This is a genomic window from Sphingomonas sp. CFBP 8760 (genome assembly GCF_014841615.1).
Taxonomy (GTDB): Bacteria; Pseudomonadota; Alphaproteobacteria; order Sphingomonadales; family Sphingomonadaceae; genus Sphingomonas.
This window is the reverse complement of sequence record NZ_JACYUG010000004.1, coordinates 1-16,120: the sequence shown is the minus strand read 5'-3', so window position 1 is coordinate 16,120 and position 16,120 is coordinate 1. Positions and strand designations below refer to the sequence as shown.

Annotated in this window: 11 protein-coding genes; 3 read left to right on the top strand and 8 right to left on the bottom strand. The window is 67.4% G+C overall.

Annotation, left to right across the window (positions count from 1 at the left end; all coding sequences use genetic code 11):
- Positions 1–14: 14 nt before the first annotated feature.
- Positions 15–1,052: an acyltransferase family protein gene (locus IFT82_RS06475; protein WP_192125533.1), complete on the bottom strand. Its 1,038-nt coding sequence runs from the start codon at positions 1,050–1,052 to the stop codon at positions 15–17.
- A gap of 88 nt (positions 1,053–1,140) precedes the next feature.
- Positions 1,141–2,175 carry an acyltransferase family protein gene (locus IFT82_RS06470; RefSeq protein ID WP_192125532.1) on the bottom strand — a complete coding sequence of 345 codons (1,035 nt, stop codon included), beginning with the start codon at positions 2,173–2,175 and terminating at the stop codon, positions 1,141–1,143.
- A gap of 269 nt (positions 2,176–2,444) precedes the next feature.
- Between IFT82_RS06470 and IFT82_RS06465 the strand changes: the two genes are divergently transcribed.
- Complete coding sequence (locus IFT82_RS06465) at positions 2,445–4,304, top strand: ABC-F family ATP-binding cassette domain-containing protein (protein ID WP_192125531.1); 1,860 nt, start codon at positions 2,445–2,447, stop codon at positions 4,302–4,304.
- A 162-nt stretch (positions 4,305–4,466) separates the two neighbouring features.
- Here the strand turns inward: IFT82_RS06465 and IFT82_RS06460 are convergent, their stop codons facing one another.
- From IFT82_RS06460 to IFT82_RS21290, 5 genes are all read right to left on the bottom strand, one after another.
- Positions 4,467–7,532 (bottom strand): TonB-dependent receptor, encoded by a 3,066-nt coding sequence (locus IFT82_RS06460; RefSeq protein ID WP_342355065.1) that lies wholly within the window; start codon positions 7,530–7,532, stop codon positions 4,467–4,469.
- A gap of 273 nt (positions 7,533–7,805) precedes the next feature.
- Complete coding sequence (locus IFT82_RS06455; protein ID WP_192125530.1) at positions 7,806–10,802, bottom strand: TonB-dependent receptor; 2,997 nt, start codon at positions 10,800–10,802, stop codon at positions 7,806–7,808.
- Between the two features lie 207 nt (positions 10,803–11,009).
- On the bottom strand, positions 11,010–11,300 hold the full coding sequence (locus IFT82_RS06450; protein WP_192125529.1) for a DUF3297 family protein: 291 nt from the start codon (positions 11,298–11,300) through the stop codon (positions 11,010–11,012).
- Positions 11,301–11,391: 91 nt separating this feature from the next.
- Positions 11,392–11,772, bottom strand: a complete 381-nt coding sequence (locus tag IFT82_RS20775; RefSeq protein ID WP_244646556.1) for a hypothetical protein — start codon at positions 11,770–11,772, stop codon at positions 11,392–11,394.
- 300 nt (positions 11,773–12,072) lie between these two features.
- A complete protein-coding gene (locus tag IFT82_RS21290) occupies positions 12,073–12,741 on the bottom strand; it encodes a TonB family protein (protein ID WP_192125528.1) in 669 nt (222 codons plus the stop codon).
- 166 nt (positions 12,742–12,907) lie between these two features.
- On the opposite strand from IFT82_RS21290, the gene IFT82_RS06435 reads away from it, so the two are divergent.
- Positions 12,908–13,162: a PepSY domain-containing protein gene (locus IFT82_RS06435; protein WP_192125527.1), complete on the top strand. Its 255-nt coding sequence runs from the start codon at positions 12,908–12,910 to the stop codon at positions 13,160–13,162.
- A gap of 20 nt (positions 13,163–13,182) precedes the next feature.
- On the opposite strand, the gene IFT82_RS06430 is transcribed toward IFT82_RS06435, so the two are convergent.
- Positions 13,183–14,514, bottom strand: coding sequence for a glutamate--tRNA ligase (locus tag IFT82_RS06430; protein ID WP_192125526.1), 1,332 nt, complete (start codon positions 14,512–14,514; stop codon positions 13,183–13,185).
- Between the two features lie 314 nt (positions 14,515–14,828).
- Between IFT82_RS06430 and IFT82_RS06425 the strand changes: the two genes are divergently transcribed.
- A complete protein-coding gene (locus IFT82_RS06425; RefSeq protein ID WP_192125525.1) occupies positions 14,829–15,764 on the top strand; it encodes a ribose-phosphate pyrophosphokinase in 936 nt (311 codons plus the stop codon).
- The last annotated feature ends 356 nt before the right edge of the window (positions 15,765–16,120 follow it).

Sequence of the window (16,120 nt, the reverse complement as noted above, 5' to 3'; positions counted from 1 at the left end):
AAACGGGAACCGCGCTAGACGGCGGGTCGCACCCACTGCGCCGCCAGCCTCGGCAGCTGCTCCATCATGTGCCGCGCCGCGACCGCACTCGCCCAGCCCGGTCGCGCATAGAGCCAGCCCGCGCCCGCCGCGATCGCGATCCGTTCCACCATCAGGCTGCCGGCGATACTCAGGATCGCCAGCACCACGGGGGCGATCACCCCGCCCAATCCGGGCAGCACCATCCTGGCCATCAGCAGCACCGGCAGATGCGCGACGAACACCGGCAGCGTCTTCTGCCCCAGCCGGGCGATCGGCGCGGCGACCGGCAGGCGGTACAGCAGCTGCACCCCGTGCAGGGCGATCGCGCACAGCAGGAACCGCTCGGGCACGCCCAGTATCTGCCAGCCCTCGCCCGCGCGCAGCGCCTGCCCCGCGACATGCAGCGGGATCAGGCCGGCCACCAGCGCCGCCATCAGCTTCCACGAGAACCGCATCGTCACCAGCCGCATCACCTCCGCCCGGTACAGGGCGCCGACGAAGAACAGCCCGGCATAGCGCAGCAGGTTGCCGTGCGAGAACACTGGCAGTTCGACGGCATAGCCGACGATCGACAGCAGGATCGCCACCCCCGCGACCGTGGCGCGCGGCACCCGGCGCGTCGCGAACAGCACGACGGTATAGATCGCCAGCACCCAGACGAACCACATCACCGTCATCGGCCGGATGCATTCGCCGATCAGCGTGTCCACGCCGATCCGCATCGGCACCGGATTCAGGCAGGTGACGGTGAACAGCAGCACGACGGGCATCCAGATCGCATAGGTCCAGCCGAAATGGCCGAGCCGTGCCCGCAATCGCGCGGCGTCCGCCCGCAACAGGCCATGCGCCAGCGTACCGCTGATCAGCACCAGCACCGGCATCCGCACCCCGGTCAGCGCCCAGCCCAGCGCCTGATACGGCGCGAACATCGCCCCGTAATCGCCCCAGCTGACGCAGTGGCCGAACACCATCAGCATCACGGCGAGGCCGCGCAACATGTCCAGCCCGACGATCCGGTCCCTCGTGTCCATCCTGTTCCGCCCCGCCCGATCCAATGTCGGCACGGGGGTTAGCGAATCATGGTTAAGGACGGATAAACCACGCGTAACGGCGCCGGATTTACCGGGCGATCGACCCACCCGGGATCGGCAGATACCCGGCGATGCGCCGCGCGGTGCCCTTGTTGATCCATTGCGGCCGCGCATAGAACCACGGCACGCCCACGGCGATGGCGATGCGCTCCACCGCCAGACTGCCGGCGACGACGATGACCGTGAGCATCAGGGGCACCAGGATATCCGTCGCCGCGCCCAGCGGCGGGATCATCGTGCGGGCCATGAGCAGGATCGGCAGATGCCCGACATAGATCGGCAAGGTCTTGCGGCCCAGCTGGCAGAGCAGCGACGAGATCGAGAGCATGGGCAGCACACAGGCCGCCTGAAGGATGATCGCGCAGATCACGAACCGCTCGGGCACCGCCAGCACCTTCCACCCCAGCGCCGCCTCCATCGGGGACGCGGCCAGATGCACCAGCACCAGCAGGCCGGTCAGGATGCCGGCAAGCCGCCACGAGAAGGAACCCGTGACGAAGGCGATCACCCGGTCGCGGCACAGCGCACCGACGAAGAAGAAACCGGCATAGCGGAAGAAGTTTTCGTAGGAGAAGGGCTGCAACGCGATCGCATACCCCGCGAACGACACGCCCACCGCACCCGCCACGATCCATCTACCGGGCAACTCCCGCGAGACGTAGAGGATGATCGAATAGAGCGCGAGCGACCAGATGAACCACATCACCGTCTGCGGCCGGACGAACTCCGCGGCCAGCCGCACGATGCCGATCGACATCCCGTCGTCCGGTTCCAGCACCGCGCCCAGCAGCACGATCACCGATACCCAGATGGCATAGACCCAGCACAGGTTGACGATTCGTCTGCCGACGACGGTCCAGTTCTTCTCCCGCAGGCTCGCGGCCAGCAACCCGCTGATGATGAACAGGATCGGCATGCGGACGGCCGTCAAGGCACCCGACATGATACCATAAGGCGCCCATATCTCGCCGTACCGGCCCCATACCAGGCAATGGCCGAACACCATCAACACCACGGCCAGCCCGCGCAGCATGTCCAGACTCGTGATCCGGCCGTCGTGCATGATCGATCCCCGTCATCGCGGGATGGTGCGCTGCAACGATCATCTGGCCGCCGCGGAATGCCATTCCGTCATGTGCGGCGATGGTCCCTCATCGCTGCGGGGTAGATCCAATGCACACAGATTTCCCGTTAACCAAATGTTTTCAAATCCATTTTTAGGGAAAATCGAACCTGTTCGGGTCGATCGGGCCATGATCGCTGCGGCGGTATCGCGAAGCAGTTCCCGCCCCCGCTCGCGCCCGCAGCGTAAATCTGCTATCAGCCCTGCCCATGCTCAACCTGAACGGCATCACCGTGCGCCTCGGCGGCCGCACGATCCTCGACGGCGCGTCGGCGGCGCTTCCTCCCGGCAGCCGGGTCGGCCTGATCGGCCGCAACGGCGCGGGCAAGTCGACCATGGTCCGCGTCATCGCCGGGCTGCTCGAACCCGACGAGGGCACGGCGGAAATGCCGCGCGGCAGCCGCCTCGGCTACATCGCGCAGGAGGCACCGGCCGGTCAGGAGACGCCGTTCGACACGGTGCTGGCCGCCGACAAGGAACGCGCCGCGCTGATGATCGAGAGCGAGACGTGCGAGGACCCCGATCGCCTCGGCGACGTGTACGAGCGGCTGATCGCGATCGACGCCTATACCGCCCCCGCCCGCGCCGCGCAGATCCTGCTCGGCCTCGGCTTCGACGAGGGGATGCAGGCGCAGCCGCTCGACAGTTTCTCGGGCGGCTGGAAGATGCGCGTCGCGCTCGCCGCGCTGCTGTTCTCGCAGCCCGATGTGCTGCTGCTCGACGAACCGTCGAACCACCTCGATCTCGAAGCCGTCATGTGGCTGGAGGATTTCCTGAAATCCTATCAGGCGACGATCGTCGTCGTCAGCCACGAACGCGATTTCCTCAACAACGTCGTCGATCACATCCTCCACCTCCAGGGCGGCAAGATCACGCTCTATCCCGGCGGCTACGACGCGTTCGAGCGTCAGCGGGCCGAGCGGATGGCGCAGCTCGCCGCGGCCAAGGCCAATCAGGACGTGCAGCGCGCCAAGCTGCAGGATTACGTCGCGCGCAACTCCGCCCGCGCCTCCACCGCCAAACAGGCGCAGAGCCGGCAGAAAATGCTGGCCAAGATGCAGCCGATCGCCGAACTCGCCAACGATCCCTCGCTGTCGTTCGACTTCCCCGATCCCAGCGAACTGCGCCCGCCGCTCATCACGCTCGACATGGCGTCGGTCGGTTACACCGAAACCCCGATCCTCAAGCGGCTCAACATGCGTCTCGACCCCGACGACCGCGTCGCGCTGCTCGGCCGCAACGGCAACGGCAAGACCACGCTGGCCCGCCTGCTCGCCGCGCAGCTGACGCCGATCGATGGCGAGATGAATGCGTCGGGCAAGATGAAGGTCGGCTATTTCACCCAGTATCAGGTCGAGGAACTGGACTCCGACGATACCCCGCTCGAACACATGACCCGCATCATGAAGGGGGCCAGCCCCGCCGCGGTGCGCAGCCAGCTCGGGCGTTTCGGCTTTTCGGGCGACAAGGCGATCGGCAAGGTCGGCAAGATGTCCGGCGGCGAGAAGGCGCGGCTCGCGCTGGCGCTCATCACCCGCGACGCGCCGCACCTGCTGATCCTCGACGAGCCGACCAACCACCTGGATGTCGACGCGCGCGAGGCGCTGGTGCAGGCGCTCAACGCCTATACCGGCGCCGTCGTGCTGGTCAGCCACGATCGCCACATGCTGGAACTGACCGCCGACCGCCTCGTGCTGGTCGACAACGGCACCGCCAAGGAATTCGACGGCAGCCTCGACGATTACATCGCCTTCGTCCTCAAGGGCGATGCCCCCGCGGCGGGCGCGACCAAGGCGGATCGCAAGGCCAACAAGAAGGCGGTGGCCGACGCTCGCGACCGCGAGACCGCGCTGCGCAAGACGATCCGCGATCTGGAGGCCGACACCGCCCGCCTGACCACGGAGCGGAACGCGATCGACCGCGCGATGTTCGACCCCGCCGGCGCCGAACCCCGGTTCGCGAAGCTGGGGATGGGCGACCTGAACAAGCGCCGCGCCGAGGTGCAGGCCAAGATCGACGTGGTCGAGGCGAAATGGCTGGAAGCGACCGAGGCGCTGGAGGCGGCGTAACCGCCCTGCCCCCGCCCGGTCGGTCCCGCCCGATCCGTCCCCCCGATCCGTCATTGCGAGGAGCGCAGCGACGCGGCAATCCAGCGGCCCCGCGCCCGCCACGCCGGATTGCGTCGCTACGCGCGCAACGACGGATCGGGTCGGACCTGTCCCGTCAGTTCCTCAGAACTTCCCCCGCACCCCGAACGAGATCGTGGTGCCGTTGAAGAACGAATTGTCCCGCCGCGTCTTGCCGTTGCCGTTCGGCTGATCGGGATTGTCGTAATAGGTGTAGACGTTGGTGTTGGTGATGTTCAGCGCATCGACCCGGAACTCGATATAGTCGTTCAGGCGGAAACTGGCGGTCGCATCCAGGAACCCCTGCGGCGCGGTGTAGGGGATCTGGTCGTTGCCCTGGTTGACGTCGGTCTGCCCGGTCTTCGCGCGGTAGTTGTACGATCCGCGCAGCGAGAACGGCCCCTTCTCGTAGAAACCGGTGATGCTGTACGAATAATCGGGCACGCCGGCCTGGATGCCCACCCGCTTGCCCGACGACGAGACGAAGTCGGTGCCGGTCTGGTCGATCAGCGTGAAGCTGCTGGTCACGCCCAGCCCGTCGAACGGCTTGGGCAGGAAGGTGAAGTTCTGCTGGTACGCGACTTCCAGCCCCTTCAGCGACAACTGGTTCTGGTTGACGATGATCGTGCGGCGCACGAGGAAATCGGCAGGAATTTCCCCGCTCGGGAAGCCCAGCGACACCGCGTTGAACACCGTCGCCGGTACGCCCAGCGAGCCGAACGTCACGAAATCCTGCACCGCGAACGGCCGGTCGGTGATGTCCTTCTTGAACACGCCGACGCTGAACAAGGCGCCCGGCGCGAAATACCATTCCGCCACCGCGTCGTATTGCGAGGCCAGCTGCGGGCGCAGGTTCGGGTTGCCCTGCGTCACGTCGGCGTTGAACGGATTGGGGATGAGCGTGCTGCCCGCGATCGTCGACAGCGCGTTGCGGGTGATCGTCTGCCCCGCCGAGGCGCGCAGCGTCAGGTTCTCGCGCAGGTCGAACGCCACGCTGGCGGACGGCAGGAAATTGTCATAGCCGCCGCGCCGGGTATCGGGGCTGAAACCGCCGCGCCCGTTCGCGACGAAATTGTCGACCACGGTCTTCGTATCCGAATATCGCAGGCCGGCATTGCCGCGCAGCTCGCTGCCCAGCAGCGGCATCTTGAAATCCACCTCGAAGAAGCCGGTCGCCACCTGCTCCTCCGCCCGGAACGCGCCGTTCAACTGCACCGGCGACGCGATGTTTGCTCCGTGCGCGTCCAGCGTCCCTTCGATGAAGTTGCGCGGGAAGGTGGCGAATTGCGACGGGAAACCGCTGTTGCCGCCGTTGCGCAAGGGGCCGATCGGGATCGTCGGGTTCATGTTGGCGAACACGTCGATCGTGCGGAACGTGCCGCCGCCCGGCAGGGTGCGGGCCTGCGCGATGGCGCTGCCGTCGCGCCGCTCGATCTGCTTGATCGTGGAGACGTAGCTGCCGCCCAGCCGCAGCGTGAACAGCCGCTCGTTGTCGTCGACCAGCCGCCAGTCGGCCATCGCCCGCGCGGTGCGCTGCTTGTCCAGTTCGTCGTCGCGGCCGAAGCCCAGCGTCGGCACCACATAGTTGCGCGGGTTGGTCGGATCGATCGTGGAGGTGATCGTCGGATAGGTGACGTTGCCGGTCGGATCGAACGTCGTCGTCGCGCCGTAGATGTTGCTCGCGATCCGGTTGCCTTCCTTATAGGCGCGGCTGTCGCTCAGATTCCCCTGCGCGGATACCTTCAACCGGTCGGTCACGTCATAGGCGGCGCGGACGATGCCGTAACGGAATTTGGTCTCGCTGGTGCGGTACAGGCTTTCGGTGACGATGTTGGTGTTGCCGAACGTGCCGTACAGGTTGTTGTACTCGTCCAGCTTCACGTCCAGCGGGATGATGCCCGAATTGGTGCCGCGCCCCGGCAGGTCGGTGGTGGTCGCGGTGGTGCGGCTGTTCCGCACCGCCACGCCCCAGGTATATTCGTCGCCGATATCCTTCAGCTGCGAATAGATGCCGTCAAAGCTGACATCCAGCCGGTCGGTCTTGTACTGGAGCGAGCCGACCAGCCCCAGCCGCTCGCGATCGTTGTCCGATGCGAACACGCGGTAGAAGCGCGGCAGCAGCCCGTTATTGACCTGCGCGGCGGTCAGCCCGCCCAGATTGGCGCGCGGATTGTTAGTATCCAGCTGGAACTCGAACGGGCCGACCAGCGGCCGCGCCTGCCCGGCGGGGGTGCGATAGCCGCGCGACCCGATCTCCGACGAGTTGTAGCCGCCGGTCGACTGGAAGCCCGACCGCTCGTTGATCGTCTTGGAATAGGCGACGCCCAGCAGCGCACCGAAATTGCCGATCGTGTCGCTCAGCAACAGCGAGCCGCGCGGCCCCCATTTCTTCGACTGGGTGTTGTAGTTCGCCTGGGCCGTATAGCGGATCACCCGCCCCTTGCTGTCGAACGGGCGCGGCGTCTGCAGATCGACATTGCCGCCGATCCCGCCCTCTTCCAGATTGGCGAGCGGCGTCTTGTACACGTCGACGCGGCCGAACAGTTCGGACGGGAACACGTCGTAGTTGAAGTTGCGCGACGATCCGCCCGCGTCGAGCGAGGAGGTGGAGCGCACCGGCGCCATGTTGATCGTCGTCACCACGAAGTCGGAAGGCAGGCCGCGGATGCTGATCCGCTGCCCCTCGTTGGACGCGCCGTCGCGGCTCAGGATCACGCCGGGGATGCGTTGCAGCGAATCGGCGACGTTCGCCTCGGGGAACTTGCCGATATCCTCCGCGACGATCGAATCGCGCACGCCGACCGCCTCGCGCTTCAACGCCAGCCCTTCGGCCAGACTGCGGCGGAAACCGGTGACGACGATATCCTCGCCCCCCTCCGCCGCCTGATCCGCGCCGTCGGTCGCCGTGGGACCGGGCGAGGGGCCGGTGGCGGTCGGCACATCGGCCGCCTGCGCCGGGGCCGCGCTGTTGTCGGGGGTGACGCCGGGGGGCACCGCGCCTTGCGGTGAGGATGTCGTCGGCTGGGTCGCGGGCTGGGCCGCCGTTTGGGCCGTCTGGTCCGCTGCCTGACCCGCGGGCTCGCCGGTCGTCCGGGCCGCGGCGCCCGTCGCCGTCAGCATGACCGCCATCGCACCGGATGCGACGGCGCCCTTCAGAATCGACTTCCTCACAACCATCCCCTCTTGCCTGCCTGTTACCGGCCTGCGGATAGTTGTCATACATATCGGCGATGCGTCAACCGTGCTTACACAAGCCCGGGAAATCCCCGACCGGCTGTGGCCAACCGGTGACACCCCGGCCCCCGCATGGCGGCGCGCCCGACCGGAACGACAAGGCCCGGATGCCACCGGCGAGGTGGCATCCGGGCCATGCGGCCTCATCCTATGTCCGGCCTCGCCAAAGCCGGGGGCGGATACACCCCCCACCGGCCCCGGCTGCGACGATCAGAACCGGAAGCGGGCACCCAGTCCATAATACCGCCCCTCGTCGCGCACGTCGCGCGGATAGGAACGGTCTTCGCCATATTGCGCGAAGTTGCGGAACGGCTGCGCCAGAATATTCGCCACGTCGAACGTCAGCGTGATCTGCTTGATCGGCGTATAGTTGAACGAATAATCCAGCCGCGTGATCTTCTCGGTACCTTCACCGAAATACACGCCGTTGCGTATGGTGTTGCCGTTCAGGAAACGCGAGCGGCCGTTGTACGACAACCGGGTCGATACCGTACCCTTTTCATAGAACAGCGCGGCGTTGTAGCTCCACTTCGACAGGCCCGGGATGCTGATGAAGGGCGGGGTCGTATTGGCCGGGCTCAGATCGACCGGGAACCGCTGCTTGCCGTCGAGATAGGTGACGTTGGCCTGCACGCCGAACCCGCTCAGCAGTCCGGGCAGGAAATCGAGGAACGTCTGCCCCCCGACCTCGATCCCCTTGATCTTGCCCGCGCCGGCATTGGCGTCGGCGTCGATCTGGAGCAGGCCGAACACCGGATCGCGGAACCGCTGCGTGTACCGCGACAGGAAGCCGGACAGTTCGCGATAGAAGAACGCCGCCGTGATCGACCCGTTGTTCGAGAAGTAATATTCGATCGTCGCGTCGTAGTTGGTCGATGTCAGCGGCACCAGATTGGGGTTGCCGCCGCTGCCGGTATAGTCGGGCCGTCCCTGCAGATCGGCGGCGAAGCGCGGATCGTCGGGGATGATGACCGGCGAACCGTCGGGATTGGTCAGCGGCGACTGGTTCGGCGTGATCTGCACCGCGGGGTTCAGCGCCCCGAAACTGGGCCGGGTGCGCGTTTCGGTGAAGCCGAAACGAATCTGCAGCTTGTCGGTCGGCCGGATGCGCAGGCTGGCATTGGGCAGGATGTCGAGATAGTTGGACCGGGTCGTGATCGTCTGTCCGGCCAGCACGGGGATGCCGTTCGCATCGCGCTGGATTACGCCGTTCACCACCACCGGGGTCTGCCCCCGGCCGCTATATTCGCCCACCGTGTTCACCACGCGCGCGCCAATCAGGCCGTCGATCCCGACCGATCCGATATCGAACTGGTACTTGGCCTGTCCGTAGAACGCGTAGCTCTGTTCCTTGGCCGAGAAGCCCTGAAACGGATCGAGTTCGAGCGTCGGCTGCGAAAACCGGGTCAGCGCATCGCGATAACCGCCATCGGTAGGGTTGGCGGCAACGATCTGCTGCAACGCCTGGACGGAGAAGACGCGCAACGCCTCCGCATTGCCGGCGATGCCGCTGCGCGTCGGCATCAGCCAGCTGGTCCAGCCCTGCGCATCGCCCCGGAACGCGTTGGGGGTCAGTTCCAGCGTGCCCGCCGGGGTGTTCGCCAGCGGGATGTTCAGCGTTTCGGTATAGGCATAACGGTTGCCGCGCTCCTGCGAGGCATCGCGATCGGTGGCGCGGGCGCCGAACTGGAACTTGGGCAGGAAGTCGATATCGGTGTCGAGATCGATATCGCCCCGCCACTGCCAGCCGGACCCCTTCACCAGATACTTGCTCTCGTAATAGCCGCGCCATTTGTAATTGGCCGGATTGGCATTGTCATAGCCCGGCAGGCTGAACGCCGATCCGCCATCGATGAAGAAATTGACGTCCATCGTCGGTGCGGTGGTCAGCGCGGCGTCGAAGCTGTACTCGTTCGCGTCATACTGGCTGCGGGTATAGGCGAAGTCGGTCGACAGGTGCGCCCGGCCCGTATCCCATTTCGCGCCGCCCGCGGCCTGATAGGTATCGGTGTTGTTGACGTTGGTGCTGCGATACATCTGGGCGCGCTCGCCGCCCGTCTTGGTCAGCGTCTGCACCTGATCGGGCTTGCCGTCGCGCAGCACGACGTTGCTCAGCGTCGGGTTGTTGTTCAGCAGCGATGCCTCGAACAGGTCGTTGGCACCACGCCCGCGATATCCCTGATAGAGGAAGTCGTAATAGAGTTCGAGATTCGACGCCGGCTTCCACTGGACGCTGGCGTTGAATGCCGGGCGCGATCGCGTCCCGCTGTCGTTATAGACGCCGACCCGCTCGGGAATGCGGAACGCGCGCCCGACCGAGGCGGGCAGGACCACCTGTCCGTCGTTCAGCCGCTCGGGCACGTTGGCGACCGCGAAGCGCACCGCGTTACGATATTTGGTCCGGATATACGATGCGTTCAGCAGCACGCCGATCTCGCCGATCGGGGTATCCTGCCGCGCGCTGACGAGCACGTTGCCCTGCGGGTCGTACTTGTTGCTCTGGTCGTTGTAGGAACCGCGGATACCGCCGGCGACGACCAGCTTTTCGCTGAAGTCGAACGGCCGGCGCGACCGGACGTTGATCAGGCCCGCCAGTCCCGGTTCCAGCAGGTCGGCGGTGCCGGATTTATAGACTTCCAGTCCCGCCAGCGCGCCGGCGGGAAAATCCTGCAACGCGACGCCGCGCCCTTCGGCGGTGAACAGTTCGCGGCCGTTGAAGGTCGTGGTCAGGTCGGGCAGGCCACGGACCAGCACCTGATTCACCTCGTCGCCCGATCGGCCGACCTGGATACCGGTGATGCGCGCCAGCGACTCGGCGGCGGTATTGTCGGGCAACTTGCCGATGTCCTGCGCGACCACCGCGTCGAGGATCGCATCGGAATTGCGCTTGATCGCCTGCGCGCTGCCCAGGCTGGCACGATAGCCGGTGACGACGATGTCGCGCACGTCGCGGTCCTCGTCGGTGGCCGGCGCGGCGGCGGCGGCGGTGTCGCCGGTCAGGTTCTCGGTCGCCGCGGTGCCGGGGCTGCGCCCCTGTGCCGCCTCGGTGGCGCGCTCCTGCGCGACGGGTGCCTGCTCGTCGACGGTGGCATCGGGAGCGGCGGCCTGCTGGCGTTCCTGCGGCGTCGGCGTGGCGACCTGCGCGCTGGCCGGCGTGATGGTCAGCGCGAACGGCGCGGCCGACATCAGCAACAGGTGACGTGTCATTTCTATCCCCTCCATGATCGCCGGCTCCTACCGGTGCAATCGATGACGGACATTCTTGTCCGACTATTGGAGGGTGTCAAGGTATAGGTAACCGAAACGGTCCTGTTTCGGTCCGACTGTCGTTATCCTGCCACTATGGTCCCGGCAGGCGCCTGGCCGGGCATCCGGGCAGGCCGCCCGGCCCCGCCGCGTGGCGGGGCGCGGGGATCACGCCGCGGGCTGATCGTCCGTGGCATCCGGCGCGGTGTCGCCACCCGCCGCCGGGCGTTCGAACCATGCCTCGACCTCGCCGTTCAGCTTCACCGTCAGCGCGCGACCCTTGCGGTCGACCTTCTTGCCCAGCGCGACGCGGATCCAGCTCTCGGAGATGCAATATTCCTCGACATCCTTGCGCTCGGCACCCTTGAAGCGGATGCCGATGCCGCGCTCCAGCAGCGGCTGGTCGAAATAGGGGCTGTCGGCATTGATCGAGAGGCGATCGGGAGGCGTGTCGGTCATGTCCGCCGCTTAGCCCCGCCGCCCGCGCCCGGCCACAAAAAACGGCGCGGGGGTCGTGCCCCCGCGCCGTTCCCTGCGCGGCCGATCGTCGTCAGTAACCGTAACCGTAGCCATAACCCCGGTCGCCATAGCCGCGCCCGTAATAACCCGGCGCCTCGTAATAGCGCTCGCGGACCACCACCGGCGGGGGCGGCGGCGCATAATAACGGTCGCGATAGACCACGCGCGGCGGCGGCGCGTCGTAATAATAGTCGCGCCGGTCGTAATAGCGGTCGCGGTTGCCCGAGGCGATCGCCGCACCCACGCCCAGTCCCAGGATACCGCCGAGCAGCGCGCCCGTCGCCACGCCGTTGCCACCACCCCGGTGGCCGCGATAACCGCGCCACCGCTGCGCATCCGCCGGGGCCGCCGCACTCAACGCCGTGGCGCCCAGCACCAGACCCAGCGTCGCCTTCTTCATCCATCCGTTCATCACGAACCTCCTGCACGCCAACATCGATCCGCCGCCCGCGCCTGTCGCACGGATGGCCGACCTTATCCGGGTCAATGCACGATTCGCGCTGAACGATCCCGGAACGGCCCGTTTCGCCGCCGTTCAGGCAGGATCGCCGCGCATCGGTCGCTATCCGGAGAGGCGAACGGATCGAATAGCCGCCCCTCCCTTCGCCACCCCGGGTCCAGCCGGGCCGCGCCATCGCACCGATGGTCCACGGCTTCGTCCGGCACCGCAAGCCGGGATCGGCGGATGGCCGCATCACCCGTGCCTCCCGCCTCAGTCCTGCATCACGAACGTCACGCTCATCGTCCGCCATGCCGCCTGCGGCACGCCGTCGCGCGTGCCGGGGCGGAAACGCCAGCGGCGCAGCGCCTGATCGCGGGTGGCCCGGAAAAAGGCGTCGCTGGTGGCGGATACCGGCTCCACCTCCTTCACCCGGCCATCGGCACCGATCAGGACGCGCACCGTCACCTTGCCCGGATTGCCCATCCGCCGTTCGGCGGCGGGATAATCGGGCTGGAGATCGGCGGCATGGCGCGGGTCGAGACCGGGGGCGACGATGACGGGTGCGGGCGGCGCGGGCGGATCGATCGCGAAGCCAGTGCCCTCGCCCATCCCGGTCGCGATGCCGGTGGGGCCGGGCAAGGTGGGCAGCGGATCGGCGACCACGATCGGGCCATCGTCGGCGGGGCGGGGCACCACCGGCGGCACCGTCTCGATCCGGTCGGGCCGGGCGGCGGCGGTGCGCGGCTGCGGCTCGGGCTCCGGCGGCGGAGGCGGCGACGCGATCGGGATGCTGGTGATCTCCAGCGGATCGTCGAACGTCCGCGTGACGTGCGGCGCGGCGATCATCAGCGCGGCGACCACACCGGCGTTGATCCCCACCGCCGCGAGTAGCCCGGCGGGGTTGAACCGGCGTCCGCCGGCAAAGCGATCTGCATACACGTGCTGTCTCCTTGATCGTCTCCTGTGGGACGCGAGTCGGCCGTTCGCAGATCGGAAGGTGACAGTATATCGTTACTACCGCAAGCGGGGTAATCAGGGTGCGACAGGAACGATGTCGGAAGGCGATCGTCCTGACCCGACAGGACCGTCATCGGAAAGGATCACCATGCGTCGCCTCGCCCTCGCCGCCGCCGCCACTATCGTCGTCACCGCCACCCCCGCCCTGGCGGATCGGCCCGGGCGCGGCTGGATCAGTGCCGAACGGGCCAGCGGCATCCTCGCCAAGCGGGGCTACAAGGTCACCAAGATCGAGGCCGACGACGGCCATTGGGAAGGCGAGGCACGGCGCGGGCGCGTGCAGTATGAATTCCATGTCGACCCCCGCACCGGCGCGGTCACCAAGCTCGAACGCGACCGGTAGCCCTTTCGGCGCAGGCCGGGTCAGCCGGCGCGGTCCAGCCGCGCCAGCGTCCGCGCCCGCCCGATCAGCGGCAGCAGCGCCGCCATGTCGGGGCCGTGGTCCAGCCCGGTCAGCGCCCGGCGCAGCGGCAGGAACAGCGCCTTGCCGCTCCGCCCGCTCGACGCCTTCAGCGCGGTGGTCAGCCGCGACCAGATATCGGCCGCCGACCAGTTCAGCGTGGCCGCCACCTGCGCCGCCTGTGCCAGATAATCGCGATCCGCCTCGGCGGGCGTCGTATCGATCGGCCCCTCGATCACCCGCCACCAGTCCGCCGCCTCCGTCACGCGCGACAGATTGGGGCGCACCGCCTGCCATTCCGCCGCGCCCATGCCGGCCGGCAGCCGGTCGGCAACCGCGTCATGATCCAGCTGGTGGACGATGCGGGCGTTGACCTGTTGCAGTTCCACCTCGTCGAAGCGGGCGGGCGCGCGGCCGAACCGGGCGAAATCGAGGCCCGCGATCAGCGGCGCCGGATCGACCACCGGCTCCACGGCATCGCTGGTGCCCAGCCGCGCCAGCAACGAGCGGACGGCGGCAGGCTCGATCCCCTCCTCGCGGAAATGATCGACCCCCAGCGAGCCGAGCCGCTTCGACAATTTCCCCTCCGCCCCGGTCAGCAGCGCGGTATGCGCGAAGGCGGGCGGCGCCGCGTCCATCGCGGCGAACATCTGGAGCTGCAACGCGGTGTTCGACACATGGTCCTCGCCACGCACGACATGGCTGATGCCCAGATCGATATCGTCGATCGCCGATGGCAGCATGTACAGCCACGATCCGTCCGCGCGGCGCACCACCGGATCGCTCATGGTGGCGGGATCGAACGACTGCGGCCCCCGGATCAGGTCGTCCCATGCCAGCGGCGCGTCGTGATCGAGGCGGAAGCGCCAGTGCGGGCGCACCCCCTCCGCCGCCAGCCGCCCCCGATCCGCGTCGGTCAGCGCCAGCGCGGCGCGATCGTAGACCGGCGGCAATCCCCGCCCCAGCAGGATCTTGCGCTTCAGGTCCAGTTCCTGCGCGCTTTCATAGGCGGGATAGATCCGCCCGGCGGCGACCAGCGCATCGAAGCGGCGCTGGTACAGTGCGAACCGTTCGGACTGGCGGACCTGCACGTCCGGGGTCAGGCCCAGCCAGTCGAGATCGGCCCGGATCGCCTCGACGAAGCGTTCCTCGCTGCGGTCGGCATCGGTATCATCGATCCGCAGCACGAACCGCCCGCCATGCCGCCGCGCCCACATCCAGTTATGCAGCGCGGCGCGGATGTTGCCGACATGGAGCCGGCCGGTGGGCGAGGGAGCGAAGCGGGTCACGATCATCCGCCCGCATTAGGACGGATCGGCAGCGGGTGCGACCGCGGGAATAGAAAATTGGTTCGCGCGGAGGCGCGGAGGACGCGGAGGTGTGGCGTTCGCCGCACATCGATCGAACGCCCACTCGGCCCGCCTGTCGGAACAGACGTCGTATGAATGGCTGGTTGCGCCATGCTCACCCCCTCTGCGTCCTCCGCGCCTCCGCGCGAGGCGACTTCTTCCCGGTCGTATCGCTGGCGGGCGCCTGAACGGCGCGGTCCGGCACCCCCTTCCGCTTCCCGGCCATGCCCCCTAAAGGCGACACTCGAAGGGGCCACCACATGAAACTCATCACCGGAAACTCGAACCTGCCGCTGGCGAACGCGATCGCCGCCTATTGCGAGATTCCGCTGACCGAGGCGCATGTCCGTCGCTTCGCCGACGAGGAGGTCTTCGTCGAGATCATGGAGAACGTGCGCGGCGAGGACGTGTTCGTGCTCCAGTCGACCGGCTATCCCGCCAACGACAATCTGATGGAACTGCTCATCATCATCGACGCGCTGAAGCGCGCGTCGGCGAAGCGGATCACCGCGGTCGTCCCCTATATGGGCTATGCCCGGCAGGACCGGAAACCGGGGCCGCGCACGCCGATCTCCGCCAAGCTGGTCGCCAACCTCATCACCGTCGCGGGCGCGGACCGGGTGTTGTCGGTCGATCTGCACGCCGGGCAGATCCAGGGCTTCTTCGATATCCCCACCGACAACCTCTATGCCGCGCCGGTGATGTCGGCGGATATCCTGGCGCGTTTCCGCTCGAAGAACCTGATGGTGGTGAGCCCGGACGTCGGCGGCGTGGTGCGCGCGCGCGTGCTCGCCAAGCGGCTCGACAACGCCCCCCTCGCGATCGTCGACAAACGCCGCGAGCGCGCGGGCGAATCCGAGGTGATGAACATCATCGGCGAGGTCGAGGGCCGGTTCTGCATCCTGATCGACGATATCGTCGATTCGGCGGGCACGCTGTGCAACGCCGCGGCGGCCCTGCGCGAGGCGGGGGCGGAGGACGTGGTCGCCTATGTCACGCACGGCGTGCTGTCGGGCGGGGCGGTGGCGCGGGTAGACGGCTCGGCGTTGCGCGAACTGGTCATCACCGATTCGATCGGCAACCACGACACCATCGCCTCCACCGGCAAGATCCGCCACCTGCCGATCGCCCCCCTGCTCGGCGAGGCGATCAAGCGCATCGCCGACGAGACGAGCGTGTCCAGCCTGTTCGACTGACCAAAGATCGGTCGAACAGGCTGGACCGGCCGGCGGGGCGGCAACAGCCGTACCCGTCCGACGGCGGCTTCGCCGTCACCCTGTCCGTTTGATCCCGCAGACCACCCCGACGCGGGCGAAACCTCCGGAAAAGACCGCATCATCCAGCCAATATCCCCTCCCCGGCGAAGGCCGGGGCCCAGTTGGGGAAGGCCATAGTACGTCACGGCAAACGTCCCCCAACTGGACCCCGGCCTCCGCCGGGGAAGCAGAAGGGGCCGCCCCGAGCGATGATGGCGTGAGCCCCTCCCCGTCATTGCGAGCGTTAGAGCGGATTCCATTCAGTCCGGATCATAGCCGCAGGAGCTGAAGTAGTT

Coding starts and splice junctions, on each gene's coding strand:
- IFT82_RS06470 (WP_192125532.1), bottom strand. CDS start 2,175: ATGCACGACGGCCGGATCACGAGTCTGGACATGCTGCGCGGGCTGGCC.
- IFT82_RS06465 (WP_192125531.1), top strand. CDS start 2,445: ATGCTCAACCTGAACGGCATCACCGTGCGCCTCGGCGGCCGCACGATC.
- IFT82_RS06455 (WP_192125530.1), bottom strand. CDS start 10,802: ATGACACGTCACCTGTTGCTGATGTCGGCCGCGCCGTTCGCGCTGACC.
- IFT82_RS20775 (WP_244646556.1), bottom strand. CDS start 11,772: ATGAACGGATGGATGAAGAAGGCGACGCTGGGTCTGGTGCTGGGCGCC.
- IFT82_RS06450 (WP_192125529.1), bottom strand. CDS start 11,300: ATGACCGACACGCCTCCCGATCGCCTCTCGATCAATGCCGACAGCCCC.
- IFT82_RS06475 (WP_192125533.1), bottom strand. CDS start 1,052: ATGGACACGAGGGACCGGATCGTCGGGCTGGACATGTTGCGCGGCCTC.
- IFT82_RS06435 (WP_192125527.1), top strand. CDS start 12,908: ATGCGTCGCCTCGCCCTCGCCGCCGCCGCCACTATCGTCGTCACCGCC.
- IFT82_RS06425 (WP_192125525.1), top strand. CDS start 14,829: ATGAAACTCATCACCGGAAACTCGAACCTGCCGCTGGCGAACGCGATC.
- IFT82_RS06430 (WP_192125526.1), bottom strand. CDS start 14,514: ATGATCGTGACCCGCTTCGCTCCCTCGCCCACCGGCCGGCTCCATGTC.